18 protein-coding genes are annotated in these 13807 nt (G+C 71.2%); 8 read left to right on the forward strand and 10 right to left on the reverse strand.

Annotated features, from left to right (window positions below):
- Positions 1–25: 25 nt before the first annotated feature.
- Positions 26–1243, reverse strand: a complete 1218-nt coding sequence (locus I847_RS0101885; RefSeq protein WP_028048320.1) for a toxic anion resistance protein — start codon at positions 1241–1243, stop codon at positions 26–28.
- 276 nt (positions 1244–1519) lie between these two features.
- On the opposite strand from I847_RS0101885, the gene I847_RS21465 reads away from it, so the two are divergent.
- Complete coding sequence (locus I847_RS21465) at positions 1520–1759, forward strand: PspC domain-containing protein (RefSeq protein ID WP_231384037.1); 240 nt, start codon at positions 1520–1522, stop codon at positions 1757–1759.
- Between the two features lie 92 nt (positions 1760–1851).
- On the opposite strand, the gene I847_RS0101895 is transcribed toward I847_RS21465, so the two are convergent.
- Entirely contained in the window at positions 1852–2718 is an 867-nt protein-coding gene (locus tag I847_RS0101895; protein ID WP_028048321.1) for a sigma-70 family RNA polymerase sigma factor, read from the reverse strand.
- Positions 2719–2823: 105 nt separating this feature from the next.
- On the opposite strand from I847_RS0101895, the gene I847_RS0101900 reads away from it, so the two are divergent.
- Entirely contained in the window at positions 2824–3234 is a 411-nt protein-coding gene (locus I847_RS0101900; protein WP_231384038.1) for a VOC family protein, read from the forward strand.
- A gap of 4 nt (positions 3235–3238) precedes the next feature.
- Here I847_RS0101900 and I847_RS21470 read toward each other — a convergent pair whose 3' ends face one another.
- Entirely contained in the window at positions 3239–3763 is a 525-nt protein-coding gene (locus I847_RS21470; protein WP_231384039.1) for a hypothetical protein, read from the reverse strand.
- Between the two features lie 136 nt (positions 3764–3899).
- On the opposite strand from I847_RS21470, the gene I847_RS0101910 reads away from it, so the two are divergent.
- Together I847_RS0101910 and I847_RS0101915 are read left to right on the forward strand one after the other, a co-directional pair.
- Positions 3900–4406 (forward strand): sigma-70 family RNA polymerase sigma factor, encoded by a 507-nt coding sequence (locus I847_RS0101910; RefSeq protein WP_028048323.1) that lies wholly within the window; start codon positions 3900–3902, stop codon positions 4404–4406.
- Positions 4403–5098, forward strand: a complete 696-nt coding sequence (locus I847_RS0101915) for an anti-sigma factor (protein WP_028048324.1) — start codon at positions 4403–4405, stop codon at positions 5096–5098. Before I847_RS0101910 ends, I847_RS0101915 begins: the two co-directional genes overlap by 4 nt.
- A gap of 67 nt (positions 5099–5165) precedes the next feature.
- Here the strand turns inward: I847_RS0101915 and I847_RS0101920 are convergent, their stop codons facing one another.
- From I847_RS0101920 to I847_RS0101940, 5 genes are read right to left on the reverse strand one after another with little or no spacing between them, the layout of a single operon-like run.
- Entirely contained in the window at positions 5166–5501 is a 336-nt protein-coding gene (locus tag I847_RS0101920) for a UBP-type zinc finger domain-containing protein (RefSeq protein WP_028048325.1), read from the reverse strand.
- Positions 5498–6970: an ATP-binding protein gene (locus tag I847_RS0101925; RefSeq protein WP_196804448.1), complete on the reverse strand. Its 1473-nt coding sequence runs from the start codon at positions 6968–6970 to the stop codon at positions 5498–5500. Before I847_RS0101925 ends, I847_RS0101920 begins: the two co-directional genes overlap by 4 nt.
- Before the next feature lie 31 nt (positions 6971–7001).
- Positions 7002–8672 (reverse strand): FAD-dependent oxidoreductase, encoded by a 1671-nt coding sequence (locus I847_RS0101930; protein WP_028048327.1) that lies wholly within the window; start codon positions 8670–8672, stop codon positions 7002–7004.
- A gap of 55 nt (positions 8673–8727) precedes the next feature.
- Positions 8728–9204, reverse strand: coding sequence for a YbaK/EbsC family protein (locus I847_RS0101935; RefSeq protein WP_028048328.1), 477 nt, complete (start codon positions 9202–9204; stop codon positions 8728–8730).
- Complete coding sequence (locus I847_RS0101940) at positions 9201–10175, reverse strand: pirin family protein (RefSeq protein ID WP_028048329.1); 975 nt, start codon at positions 10173–10175, stop codon at positions 9201–9203. The genes I847_RS0101935 and I847_RS0101940 overlap by 4 nt, the downstream gene beginning before the upstream one ends.
- Positions 10176–10237: 62 nt before the next feature.
- On the opposite strand from I847_RS0101940, the gene I847_RS0101945 reads away from it, so the two are divergent.
- Genes I847_RS0101945 through I847_RS0101955 form a run of 3 tightly spaced genes read left to right on the forward strand, consistent with a single transcriptional unit; the run spans position 10238 to position 11665 of the window.
- Positions 10238–10714, forward strand: coding sequence for an RNA polymerase sigma factor (locus I847_RS0101945; protein WP_196804449.1), 477 nt, complete (start codon positions 10238–10240; stop codon positions 10712–10714).
- Positions 10711–11316: a methylated-DNA--[protein]-cysteine S-methyltransferase gene (locus I847_RS0101950; RefSeq protein ID WP_081680341.1), complete on the forward strand. Its 606-nt coding sequence runs from the start codon at positions 10711–10713 to the stop codon at positions 11314–11316. Before I847_RS0101945 ends, I847_RS0101950 begins: the two co-directional genes overlap by 4 nt.
- A gap of 10 nt (positions 11317–11326) precedes the next feature.
- Positions 11327–11665 (forward strand): DUF2277 domain-containing protein, encoded by a 339-nt coding sequence (locus I847_RS0101955; protein ID WP_028048332.1) that lies wholly within the window; start codon positions 11327–11329, stop codon positions 11663–11665.
- A gap of 15 nt (positions 11666–11680) precedes the next feature.
- Here I847_RS0101955 and I847_RS0101960 read toward each other — a convergent pair whose 3' ends face one another.
- Positions 11681–11941 (reverse strand): hypothetical protein, encoded by a 261-nt coding sequence (locus I847_RS0101960; protein WP_051274381.1) that lies wholly within the window; start codon positions 11939–11941, stop codon positions 11681–11683.
- 24 nt (positions 11942–11965) lie between these two features.
- Positions 11966–13465: a malate dehydrogenase (quinone) gene (gene mqo / locus I847_RS0101965; RefSeq protein WP_034608726.1), complete on the reverse strand. Its 1500-nt coding sequence runs from the start codon at positions 13463–13465 to the stop codon at positions 11966–11968.
- Positions 13466–13600: 135 nt separating this feature from the next.
- Between mqo and I847_RS0101970 the strand changes: the two genes are divergently transcribed.
- Complete coding sequence (locus I847_RS0101970) at positions 13601–13807, forward strand: hypothetical protein (protein WP_028048335.1); 207 nt, start codon at positions 13601–13603, stop codon at positions 13805–13807.

Here is a 13807-nt window from a genome sequence, read left to right on the forward strand (position 1 = left end):
CCGCTGCCCGAAGGTCCGGTGCCACTCAGGTCAGGCCGAGGTCGAGCGACCCACCGGTGACCTCGGTGGTGTCCGCCTGGCGGACGCGGTCGAGGTACGACTGGGCCTTGGCGGTCTCGGTCTGCAGCACGCCGACGGTCTGGGCCATCGAGTCGAGCGCCTTCACCTTGAAGTCGTCGATCGAGTCCATCGTGGCGTAGATGTCGCTGAACGCCTGCTGGAGCTGGGCCAGCCCGATCGTCGCGCCGGCCGCCTGCTGCTGGATGTCCGCCGACTGGTCCTTGAGGATCTTCGCGGTCGAGGCGATCAGGCCGGTGGTGGTCGTGTTCAAGGCCGTGATCTGGTCGAGGACGAGCTTCTGGTTGTTCACCGCCTGCGCGACGATCACCGCGGTGCGCAGCGCCGCCACGGTGGTGGTGGTCGCGCGGTCGACGCCCTTGATGAGCTCGAGGTTGTTCTTGATGATGATGTCGATGGCGAGGTAGCCCTGGATGCTCACGGCGAGCTGCGTGAGCAGGTCCTGGTGCTTCTGGCGCACGTAGAACAGCACGTCCTGGCGCAGCGCCTTGGCCCGGTCCGGGTCCGTGGCGTCGAGCTGCGCGATCGTGGCCGAGAGCCGGGTGTCCAAGGACTCCGCGACGTAGATGTACTGGTTCAGGCGCGCCATGGTGTCCCAGAGATGCTGCTTCTCCAGGTTGAGCGCGGCGTTGTCCTTGCGCAGGACGTCCTGGCCGCCGTACAAGGACCGCACGATCGCGTCGATGTGGGACTGGGCGCTCTCGTACCGGCGGAAGTAGTCGGTCATCGAGTCGCCGAACGGGATCAGCCCGAGCAGCTTCTTGCCCAGCGTGGCCTCGCTGGGGTCGAGGTCGTCGACCGTCTTGCGCAGGTCGAGCAGGGACTTGCTGATCTGGGACGTGCCCGAGACGCCGCCGTCGCGCATGGCCTTGACCGGCGTCTGGAGCAGACGGTTCGAGGTGTCGGCGGCCGCGCGGATGTCGGAGTCACCCATGAGGCGGATGTCGTCCGCCTTGGCAGTCAGCTCGGGAGACCCGACCTGCGCGGCCATGAGGCTCGCGACGTACGCGTCGACCTTGGCGTCGAGACCCGGGAGCGCGGCCGCGTCGATCTTCGGGGCCATCGCGGGTGCCTTCGTGGTGGACACCGGCGCGGGCGCCGGCGGCGCTTCCAGTGCGAACACCGACTGCGGTTCCGGGGGGAGGAGGGGCGCTGCGTCGGTCATCGTCGTCCTTCACGTCCAGCACGGAACGAGCGATGCGCGCCGGCGTCATCGCCATACCGCTCGATGGTCACGGGATGGTCAAGCAGGTGTCGCGCCGAACGTAGCACGGCCACCCCGAGAGCCTAGGCGTCCGAGGCCAGGGGGACGAGAGAGTCCGCTCAGGGTGGAACTCGGGGGAGTCCCCGATGTGCCTTTCCGGCTCGCCGACGACGATCGGACGTACCAGATCACGACCGACGAACGAGGGAAACCACGATGGGAACGATCCACGACAGCATGACCGAGCAAGGACTGGTGCGCCCGCTCCAGGGGAGGGTGCTGGGCGGTGTCTGCGCCGGGCTGGGCCAGCGCTTCGGCCTCGACCCCTGGCCCGCGCGGCTGCTCTTCGTCCTGATCCTGCTCGTGCTCCCGGGCAGCCAGCTCCTGGTCTATCCGATCCTCTGGATCCTCATGCCTGCCGAACGTGTCGCCTACGTCCAGGCGCCGCCGACCGGTCCGGCACAAGCCACGGCCTGACCCCCGGGGCCGAACGGGCAGACCTTCCGCTCGTCCCAGGGTTGCCCAGCTAGCGCGTCGCGACGGCGCGGGGCCGTGGGGCGGGGGGACCGCTAGAAGCCGAGCGGGACCGGGTCGAGCCGCTTGAGCACGTCGGGGTCCATGGACAGGTCGATGGCCACGATCACCCCGTCCTCGATCGTGAACGCGAACGCGGTGCGTGGGACGCCGCCCGGGGCCCACATCGCCCCGACGGCGCCACCGAGCAGCGCGAGCTCGGCGGTCTGTGCCGCACCGTTGAAGGCGAGGGCAACCTCGTGCGCCCCGACCGTGTCCTTCAGGAACCCGAACGAGGCGACCTTCGGGTCGACGCGCAGGGTGACGTCCGGGTCGAGCGTGGCCAGCAGGGCCGCGAAGTCGCCGCCGCGGGCCGCGGTCAGGAACGCGTCGACGACCTCCCGCTGGCGGACGAGGTCGGTCTCGACGGTCGCAGGCGCGCCCTGGACCCGGCGCCGGGCGCGGCTCGCCAGCTGCCGGGTGGCCTCGGGGGAGCGGCCGACCATCGGTGCGATCTCGTCGAACGGGACGGCGAACATGTCGTGCAGCACGAACGCGAGCCGCTCGGCGGGCGAGAGGTGCTCGAGCACGACGAGCATCGCGAGCCCCACGGAGTCCGCGAGGACCGCCTCCTGCGCCGGGTCGACGGCATCGACGTCGACGCGTGCGAGAGCGACGTCGAGCGGGTCCTCGCGACGCGACGCCCGGCTCCGCAGCCGGTCCAAGCAGATCCGTGCGACGACGGTCGTGAGCCAGCCGGGCAGGTTGTCGACCCCGTCGGCGTCCACCCGGTGGAGACGCAGCCACGCGTCCTGCACGGCGTCGTCCGCCTCGCTGGTCGAGCCCAGCATCCGGTAGGCGACGGCCGTGAGGCGTCCGCGGTTCTCCTCGAACCGTCGCGCCAGGTACTCGTCGTCGCTCATCGGGCCATCCTCTCGTCTGTTGCGCTGTTGACGATCTGGACGGCACGCATGTGACCGTTGACCGCGACATGGCGCACCTCTACGGTCGAGTGAGCCGGCCAGCCGATGGTCGTCTGGCCCGCGCTGGAGGCCGTCATGCTCTCCGCCCACCCCGCGATCCCGGTCCTCGCCGTGACGGACCTCGAGCGGGCACGCGCGTTCTACGAAGGCACGCTGGGCTTCACCCCCGGGAACGACGAGATACCCGAAGGCGTCCTGTACTCGACCGCCACCAGCGGGTTCCTCGTCTACCCGTCCACCTACGCCGGCACCAACAAGGCCACGGCGATCTCGTTCCAGATCCCCGGCGACGCGTTCGACGCCGAGGTCGCCGCGCTGCGCTCCGCGGGCGTCGAGCTCCAGACGTTCGACGTGCCCGAGGGCGAGTGGGTCGACGGCGTGCTCACGTTCGAGTCGACGAAGTCCGCGTGGTTCGCCGACCCGGACGGGAACATCCTCAACGTGGAGACAGGCTGAGGGATCAGTCCTCGATCATCGTGCCGTCGGGCGCGACCGCGTACCAGACACCACCGACGTCCTGGCCGTTGACGTCACCTGCCGCCATGTCCTTGACATAGGTGTAGACGGGCATGCCGTTGATGGTGATCTGCTTGCCACCGTCGGCCGCGGGGATCGTGCCGACGGTCCCGGTCACGCCGTCGACGGTCGGGGTGTCCGACGTCGACTCGATCGCCGGCCAGGCGGCGGCGCAGTCGCCCGTGCACGCAGAGGCGCCCGAGTCCTTCGCGTCCTTGGTGAAGTAGTAGGCGGTCATGCCCTTGCCGTCGACGAGGATCTTGCCCAGCGAGCTGTCGGCGGTCGACAGGTCTGTTGCTGTGCTGCCGGCGGCAGCCGGGCTGGACATCTCGGTGCTCGGCGTGCTGGAGCCACCGCCGTAGCCGCCACCGCCGCCGCTGTCGTTCGAGCTGCCGCACGCGGCGAGAGTCCCGACGGCGAGCATCATGGTGATCGGGAAAAGGATCGAGGGCCGCTTGGACGTGCGCACGATGTACCTCCTGGGTTCAGGGCCGGTTCGACGACCGGCTACCTGGACCACGAGACCCGGGCGGGTGAGGTTCACCGTCCGATGAACTCTGCACGCTCCCGTCTCGTTGACCGGATAGGACATCGGAAGGAGGGCCGTGGGTGACGATCCGGACGCGCTCATGCGTGCGCTGCACCAGGCGTACGCCCGCCCGCTCCAGTCCTACGTCGTGCGGCTCACCGGTGACCACGCGCTCGCTCAGGACGTCGTGCAGGAGGCGATGGTCCGCGCGTGGAAGCACCCCGAGGTGCTGGCGCGCGAGCAGGACGCGACCCGTGCGTGGCTCTACACCGTGGTGCGCAACCTCGTGATCGACGACCGCCGCAGCGCCCGGCACGTGCGTGAGCGGACCATGGACCAGACGCCCGACCACGAGCAGCCCGACGAGTCGCAGGCGGTTCTCGACCAGTGGCTCGTGTCCGACGCGCTCGCGCAGCTGTCGGCGGAGCACCGCTCCGTCGTGGTCGGCGCCTACTACCGCGGCCGGTCGGTGGCCGAGCTGGCCCACGAGCACCAGATCCCTGAGGGCACCGTGAAGTCGCGCCTGCACTACGGACTGCGCGCGCTGCGCCTCGCGCTGCAGGAGAGAGGAGTGTCGTCATGAGCGACCGCAGCGCGGACGACCACCGGTTCCGCGACTGGGACGCCGCCTACGTGCTCGGCGCGCTGAGCCCGCAGGACCGGCGCGACTTCGAGGAGCACCTGCGCACGTGCGACGAGTGCAGCGCGGCCGTCACCGAGCTCGCCGGGATGCCGGCGCTGCTGCGGATGGTGCCGGCACAGGAGGCGCTCGACGGTGCCGACGACACCACCGGCGGCGAGGTCGTGCAGCTCGCGGCGCTCGCACACTCGGCGCGCCGCGTCCGGCGCAACCGGTTCGTCGCCCTCGTCGCCGCCGCGGCGGTCCTGCTGACTGTCGGTGGCCTCGCCGGCACGTTCCTCGCCCGGCCGGCACCCGAGCCACCGAGCGCGAACGTGACGACCAACCTGGAGCTGGAGCCCGTGGGCGATGTCGCCGTCACGGCGGACCTGACGCTGCAGAAGAAGGGCTGGGGCACCCGCATCGACTGGCAGTGCACCTACCCGGCCGACGCGTGGCCGACCGGCGACGGACCCACCTACGAGCTGGTCCTCGTCGACGCCGCAGGTGGACGGACCGTCGTCGCCACCTGGCTGGCCCGCAGCACCGGCGCCCACGGGCTCGGGGCGTCCTCCAGCATCGTCACCGACGACATCCGCTCGGTCGAGATCCGGGTCGCCGGCTCGGACGAACCGTTGGCCCGCGCGCAGACCTGACGGAACTTGGGTCTCCGGGGCACGCCGGGGTGCCCCCGTGCACCCGCTCGTGCCCGCCGGACGCCGGTCAGTGGATCAGCGACCGCCAGTTGTCCGGGACCCGCCCTGCGGGCCCCGGGACGGTCTGCTCACGCGGCCGGTGCTCGGGCGGCGCGAGCGGCGGGCCGTCCCCGTAGTCGTCGGTGGTGTAGTCCCAGTACCAGTCCTCGTCCGGCTCGAAGGTCCGCATGACCGGGTGGCCGGTCTCGCGGAAGTGCGCCGTCGCGTGCTGCGAGGGTGATGTGTCGCAGCACCCGATGTGCCCGCAGGTCGCGCAGCGGCGCAGGTGGAACCACCACCCGTCGCTGGCGTCGCACTCCATGCAGCCTGTGCCGCTCGGGGGCACGCTCGGATCGATGCTCATGCGGTGGGTCCCTCGGTCGACGAGTAGGGGAGACGGACGCGGAACCGGGTGTCCCCGGGCTCCGAGGTCACACTGAGGTCGCCGTGGTGCTTCCCGACGACGATGCGCCACGAGATGTCGAGGCCGAGCCCGGTGCCCGAGCCGACCGGCTTCGTGGTGAAGAACGGCTCGAAGATCCGGCCGATCACGTCCTGCGGGATGCCCGGTCCGGAGTCGGCGACGACGACCTCCAGCCAGTCGTCCACCCGCCGCGTGGAGATCGTGAGCGTCCCGGTGCCGTCCATCGCCTGCGCGGCGTTGTCGATCAGGTTCGTCCAGACCTGGTTGAGCTCGGCACCGAACACGTGGATCGGTGGGAGGTCGCGGTCGAAGTCCCGGACCACCGTGATCCCGTCGAGCTTGCGGTCCAGCATCGTCAGCGTGCTCTCGAGCAGCTCGTGGACGTCGACCACCTGGTCCGGCGCGCGACCGATCTGCGAGTACTGCTTGGCAGCCCCGACCAGTGCCGAGATACGCGTCGTGGCGTCCTCCACCTCCGACATCAGCGACTCGGTCTCCAGCGTGTAGGCGAGCCACCGGATCGCACCTTCGAGGACCTCGTCTCCGACGTACGACGCCACGTCGTCCAGCCACTGGGTTCCGAGCCCGGCGGTCACGAAGCTCTCGGCCAGCTCCCAGCCGCCCGCGATGCCGTGGTCGTCCATCCAGTCACCGACGCCGTCCTCGAGGTCGGAGACCTCCATGGCGCTGAGCGTCTTGCCCGACGCCCGGGTCGCCTTGTACACGGCGACCGCCTTCTCCTGCAGGTGGATGATCTGGGCCAGCTGGGCGCGGTCGTACGTCCCGGACGCGATGAGCGCCAGCTTGTGACGCATCCCGGCGACGCGCTCGCGCAACGTCGCGGTCGCCCTCGTGGCCGCTGCGGCCGGGTTGTTGAGCTCGTGGGTCAGGCCGGCCGACAGCGACCCCAGGGCCAGCAGCCGTTCGCGCTGCCCGATGACCTGCTGCGAGCTCTGCTGGCCGAAGAACAGGCCCTCGAGGAGGTGCACCGCCATGGGGAACCAGTCGTTCATGAAGCTGGCGAAGTCGGCGGCGCCGAGCACGTAGTACCGCGAGGGCTCCAGCACCCGCAAGGTCTGGGCATAGACCTGCGGCACGCGATCGCCGAGGTAGGCCGCCCAGGCGCCCGCATACACGCCGACCTGACTGGTGCGGGTCACCTCGACGTCGTCCGCGCCGACCCGGCGGTACATCGCCAGCGAGCCGTCGAGCAGCACGTAGAAGTCGGTGGCCGGATCGCCCTCGCGGTACAGCACGCCCGGGTCGATCTGCTCGACGTGGCCGCGACCGCACAGCCAGAGCAGCTGTTCGGCACTCAACCGCTCGAACAGGAAGAGCGTCCGGAGCTCGTCGATGTCGCACGCGAGGTGCGTGCGGGTGGTCGTCGCCGGTTCGTCGATGGTGGTCACAGCTGCTCCAGATGGCGGTGGAGGGTGGTGCTCACAGTTGTTCCAGATAGCGGTGGACCAACATGACAGCCATGGCGCCCTCACCGACGGCGCTGGCCACACGCTTGGCGGACTCGGCGCGCACGTCGCCGGCCGCGAACACCCCGGGAACGCTCGTCTCCAGGTGGTAGGGCGGCCGGTCGAGCGGCCACGACTCGGGCGTCTGGCCGTCGACCAGCAGGTCGTGCCCGGCGCACACGAAGCCGTGGGAGTCGCGCTCGACGACCCCGTCCAGCCAGGTGGTCAGCGGAGCGGCGCCGATGAACACGAACAGCCAGCCGGTCGCGACCGTGCGCTTCTCGCCGGTGGCGATGTCGCGCAGGACCAGCTGCTCGAGGTGGTCGTCGCCGACGGCCTCGACCACCTCGGTCTGCGTGACGACCCTGATCCGCGGGTTCCGTTCCACCTGCTCGATCAGGTAGTGCGACATGGACTGCGTCAGCGACGGCGCCCGCACGACCAGCGTGACGGTCCGGGCGTGCGCGGACAGGAACATGGCGGCCTGACCAGCGGAGTTGGCGCCGCCGACGATGTAGATGTCCTGGTCGGAGCACGCGGTCGCCTCGGTCAGCGCGGACCCGTAGTAGACGCCGCGTCCGGTGAGCGCCCCGATGCCCGGCCCGTCGAGCTCCCGGTAGGCGACCCCGTTGGCCAGGATCACGGTGTGCGCGTCGACGGAGCTGCCGTCCGCGAACCGCACCGACCGGGCGGCGCCGTTGACCTCGAGCCCGACGGCGTCCTGCGTCAGCACGATCTCGGCGCCGAACTTGAGCGCCTGTCGTCGCGCGCGGTCCGTCAGCTGTGCGCCCGAGACGCCGTCGGGAAAGCCCAGGTAGTTCTCGATCCGCGAGCTCTGGCCTGCCTGGCCGCCGGTCGCGGACCGCTCGACGAGTGCCGTGCGCAGCCCCTCGGACGCCCCGTACAGCGCGGCGCTGAGCCCGGCCGGTCCGCCGCCGATGACGACCAGGTCGTAGAACTCCTCGGTCGGCGCGACGGAGAGCCCGACCTCCGCCGCGAGCTCTGCGTCGGACGGTGCGACGAGGGCCTTCGCCGCCGTCGTGACGACGAGCGGGAGGTCGAGGCCGTCGGCGCCCGCCACCTCCAGCAGCCGTCGGCCCTCGGGCTCGTCGGAGGCGTACCAGCGGTACGCGACCTGGTTGCGGGCGAGGAACTCCCGGACCTCCGACGACCGCGCCGACCAGCGGTGCCCGACGACCTTCGTCTCGGGAACCGCCTTGCGGGAGGTCGTCTTCCACGCCTTCAGCTGTGCGTCGATGACGGGGTAGAACTTCTCCTCGGGCGGGTCCCACGGCTTGAGCAGGTAGTGGTCGAGGTCGATGACGTTGACCGCGTCGATCGCCACGTCCGTGTCGGCGTACGCGGTGAGCAGGATCCGGCGCGCGTACGGGAAGAGGTCCATCGCCTGCTCGAGGAACTCCAGCCCGTTCATGTCGGGCATCCGGTGGTCGGCCAGCAGGACCGCGACCTGGTCCCCCCGGAGCTTGAGCTCGCGGCAGGCCTCCAGCGCGGCGGCCCCCGACTCGGCGCGGACCACCCGGAAGTGCTCGCCGTAGTGGCGTCTCAGGTCACGCGCCACCGACCTGGACACGACGGGGTCGTCGTCGACGGTCAGGAGGACCGGTTGGCGTTGCACCTGCTCCACATGACTCCCTCGGCTGGTTCCTTCACCCACAGTTTGTGCTGCGGCGCCCGAATTGTCAGTCGCCGACGACGAGTGCACGTCCCCCGGTGATGCGGACGAGCTCCTCGAAGGTGGTGGGGAAGATCGTGTGGGGTGTGCCGCCGGCCGCCCAGACCTGCGGGTAGTCGGCGAGCGCGACGTCGACGATCGTCTCGACGCGGGCCGGGTGACCGACCGGTGCGACGCCACCGATCGCCTGGCCGGTCGCGGCGCGGACCTGGTCCGGCGTGGCCCGCGCGATCACGGACCTGCCGATCCGGTCGGCCAGCGCGGCCGTGTCGACGCGGTGCCGACCGCTCGTCAGCACCAGCAGCGGTTCGTCGTCGGCCCAGAAGATCAGGCTGTTCGCGATCGCGCCGACCTCGACCCCGAGTGCAGCGGCAGCCTCCGGCGCGGTTCGGGCCGAGTCGGGCAGCTCACGCACGAGCCCCTCGACCCCCGCCTCGGCCAGAGCCGTCGCGACCAGGCGGGAGCGGACAGGCAGCTCGGTCATGCGGAACCCTTCGGCGGTTGGCGGCGGCGGGGCTGGAGACGGATGTTGGGCAGCTCGGGGGCCGGGATGCGCAGGTCGCCGTGCCCCTGCACGGTCCCGAAGCGGTCCGCGCGGTCCGAGGACTCCCAGTCGGCGCGCGCACGAGCGATGTCGGCGTGGTCCCGTCCGACGAAGTTCCACCACATGACCAGGTCGTGCTCGAACGGTGCTCCGCCGAGCAGCAGGAGCCGCGCACCCCCGGAGGAGCGCAGGTGAATCGAGTCCCGCCCGTCGCCGAGGTAGAGCAGCCCGCTCGGCGCGTGCGGCGTGCCCGCGACGTCGAGCGTGCCGTCGAGCACGAGGATCGCGTGCTCGAAACCGCGAACCAGAGGTACCTCGCCCGAGGCACCGGCGTCGACCGTCACCTCGGCGCCCAGCAGCGGGGTGTGCACATGCGCCGGGGAGGCATGCCCGTCGACCTGCCCGATGAAGACGGTCGCGCGCAGGCCTGCCGCTTCCCAGACCGGCAGGTCGCCCACCTGCTCGAACCCGGCGGCGCCCTCCGCCCGCCCGTCCGGCAGCGCGACCCAGAGCTGAGCCGCATGCAGCAGCGGTTGCGACCCGAGCGAGAACTCCGAGTGCGACACCCCACGCCCGGCCGTCATGAGGTTGAGCTGCCCGGGGCGGACGACGGCCTCGGAGCCGACGCTGTCGCGGTGCAGGATCTCGCCGGCGATCGGCCAGGTAACCGTCTGCAGGCCCGTGTGCGGGTGGGGCAGGACCCGCATGTCGACCCGTTGCGGTCCGAACTCGTCCAGGAAGCACCAGGCACCGACGAGCGGCAGGCCTCGCTGGGGCAAGGTCCGGCGGACCTGCATGGCGCGCACACCGCCGAGGGGGACCTCGCGCGACGGGTGCAGCTCGAGCACCGGACCGTGCGTGGGGACCAGGTCGCACAGCTCGGGCACGGGCCGGACCTCGAGATTCGTCACGACCCCACCCTAGGAGCCGGACCTCACACCCGGGCACCCTCGCGCGTCTGCACACTGTGAGCGTGAAACAACCCTTCGAGCGGGTGGTCGTCGCACACGGTCCGACCGTGCTGCGTGTCTGCCGCGCCGTGCTCGGAGCTGCCGACGCCGAGGACGCCTGGTCGGAGACGTTCCTGTCCGCGCTGCGTGCGTACCCGGACCTGCCCGCCGACGCGAACGTGGAGGCGTGGCTCGTGACGATCGCCCACCGCAAGTCGATCGACGTGGTTCGCCGAGCGGCCCGGCAGGCCGTGCCCGTGGCCGACGTCCCCGACCGCCCGGCGGCGCACGACGGTCGCGACCTCGACCTGTGGGCGGCCGTGGCCGCGCTGCCCGAGAAGCAGCGGCACGTCGTGGCCTACCACCACCTCGGCGGGCTGCCGTACGACGACGTCGCCGCACTCCTCGGCGGCACGGCCGCGGCCGCCCGACGCGCGGGCGCAGACGGGATCGCGACTCTGCGCACCACCTACCCGGACATCGATGGAGGACGACGATGAACGACGAGACGCCGGCCGCCCTGCTGGCCGAGATCGCCCTGGACGACGTGGCCCGGCTGCACGCCGACCTCGTGCGGCGCGCGAACGACCTGGTGGACGTCGCCTATCGGACGCTCGACACCCCGGTGGGTCCCTTGCTGCTCGCGCGGACGGCTCAGGGGCTGGTCCGCGTCGCGTTCGCGGTGCAGGACCACGACGCGGTCCTGCAGGCCCTCTCCGACGACATCAGCCCCCGGGTGCTCGAGGCGCCGCACCGGCTCGACGACGTGGCCCGCGAGCTCGACGAGTACTTCGCCGGCCGGCGCAGGACGTTCGACGTCCCGCTCGACCTCCGGCTGCTGCACGGCTTCCGGCGCGTCGTCGTCGAGCACCTGCCCGACATCGCGTACGGCCGCACCGAGAGCTATGCCGACATGGCGCACCGTGCAGGCAGCCCGAAGGCCGTCCGCGCAGTGGGGACGGCGTGCGCGCTCAACCCGCTGCCGCTCGTCCTGCCCTGTCACCGTGTCGTCCGCTCCGACGGCTCGCCAGGGCAGTACGCGGGGGGCACGGAGGCGAAGCGACGGCTGCTCGCCCTGGAGACCGGTGCGCTCGCCGCGTAGCGTCGGTGCCATGTGCCGGAACATCACGACGCTCCGAGGCCTCGAGCCACCCGCCACCTCGGAGGAGGTCACCGCCGCGGCGCGCCAGTACGTGCGCAAGGTGACGGGCGTCCAGACGCTCACCGACAAGACACGCGACCCGTTCGAGGCCGCCGTCGCCGAGATCGCCGCCATCACGGCCCGGCTCCTGGACGAGCTGCCGGAACGCCGCCAGCCGCCGACGACCGTCCCGCCGCTGCGTCGTGCCGACGTGCAGGCCCGCATCGCGGCGCGCGAGGCGCACGAACGCGCGCATGAGCTCGGGCTACCTCACGAGCACGAGGACGACGACGACCTCGCCCACGTCTAGCCCGGAGCAGCTCGCCTACCGCAACGGCCAGTCCACGAGCCTCGGGATGCCCGCCGGGGCGACGGCCGCGAGGGCAAGGAACCGCGCCTCGGCACGGTGCAGACGGATGTGCTCGTCGAGCGACCAGGTCGGCCCGTTGCTGAGCACCATCCCGCAGGCGCAGTCGATGGTGACGCGGCCGTCGTCTGTGGCAACGACCTGACCGACCGTCGTGTGCTCGGTCGCCGCGCGCAGCTTCGCGTGCCGCATCTCGGCGCTGACGGGGGAGAGGTCCACCCGCCCATCGTGCCGCACCCGCGGCTACCGGTCGCTGCGGACCTCGTCGACGAGCTGGTCGAGCTCGAAGGACTCGTCCCACTCGCCGCCGCCCAGGCTCGGCATCATCGCGCGTAGACGGGGGTGCCAGGTCGAGGACCGGTCGGGAAAGCACCGCTCGAGCAGGTCGAGCATCGTCGCGACCGCGGTGGACGCACCGGGCGAGGCGCCGAGCAGGCCGGCGATCGAGCCGTCGGCGGACGTGACGAGCTCGGTGCCGAACTCGAGGACCCCGCCCTTCTTCTTGTCCTTCTTGATCACCTGGACCCGTTGACCCGCGGTGATCAGCTCCCAGTCGCGCGGGTGGGCGCTCGGCATGAACGCGCGCAGCGTGCGCAGCCGGTCGGCGTCGTTCGCGGTCACCTCGCCGACCAGGTACTTGACCAGGTCGAGGTTCTTCAGACCCACCGCCAGCATCGGGACGATGTTGCCGGGCCGGACGGAACGCAGCAGGTCGGTCCACGAGCCGTTCTTCAGGAACTTCATGCTCCAGCCCGCGTAGGGGCCGAACATCAGGGCGGAGCCGCCGTCGACCACGCGAGCGTCCAGGTGCGGCACCGACATCGGAGGAGCGCCGACCTCCGCCTTGCCGTAGACCTTGGCCTGGTGCGCCGCCACGATCGACGGGTTGGTGGTGCGCAGGAACTGCCCGCTGATCGGGAAGCCGCCGAACCCCTTGGCCTCCGGGATGCCGGACCGCTGCAGCAGCCGCAGCGCACCGCCGCCGGCGCCGATGAACACGAACCGGGCGTTGACCTTGCGGGACCGGGAGTGACCGTTCCAGCGCCGGTCCTTGATGCGCAGCCTCCAGGTGCCGTCCCGACGCTGCGAGAGGCGGGTGACCTCGCTCTCCAGGTGCAGACGGGCGCCGCGGGCGACCGCGTCGGTCACCATCGCGTTGGTCAGGCGGCCGAAGTCGACGTCCGTACCGACGGCCGAACGCGTCGCGGCGACGACCTCGTCCCCGTCGCGGTCGACCATGAGCAGGGGGGCCCACTGCGCGATCTGCGCGGGATCGGTGCTGAACTCGATGTCGTCGAACAGCGGGTGCGTGCGCAGGGTCTCGTACCGCCGGCGCAGGTAGTCCGCGTTCGCCGCACCGCGGACGAAGGTCATGTGCGGGGTGCTCGACAGGAAGCCCTCGCCGCCCGGCAGCCGGTTGGCGGTGGCGAGGTGGTTCCACAGCTCGCGCGAGAGCTCGAACTGCTCGTTGATCGTCACGGCCTTGCTGATGTCGATCGAGCCGTCGGGCTTCTCGGGCGTGTAGTTCAGCTCGCACAGCGCCGCGTGCCCGGTTCCGGCGTTGTTCCAGGCGTTCGTGCTCTCCTGCGCCAGCGCGGGGCGGACCTCGTGGATCTCGACTCTCCACGTGGGTTCGAGGGTCGTGATCAGAGCGGCCAGAGTGGCGCTCATGATGCCGCCGCCGACGAGGACGACGTCCACCGGCTGGTCGGGGAGGGCCACGGTCTTCTCGCGTTCTGGCACGTCTTCGATCGTATGTTGACGTCGAGATACCTCCACCCCCAGGCGCTGTGATCTTGGTCGCGGGCCTACGTCACAGTTGTGCCCGATCGGTGGGCTGTGGGTGCGTCGGGTTCCGCTGCGCGGTAGAACCAAGACATGAGTCGCGACCGGGACCTGACCTCCGACCCCTCCGCCGAGCACCTGGCGGACCCCCTGCAGTCGCAGGCGGACCTCGATGCAGCCGACGCCCGCTCCGGCGGCAATCCGTCCCGCGCGCCGCGGTCCCTGCACGCCGTCGAGCTGGAGGCGGACGACGAGGCGATCGCCAGCAGCGACGAGTGGGACGACCCCGAGCGTCTCTGA

It is taken from the genome of Cellulomonas sp. URHD0024, from assembly GCF_000426185.1.
Taxonomy (GTDB): Bacteria; Actinomycetota; Actinomycetes; order Actinomycetales; family Cellulomonadaceae; genus Cellulomonas.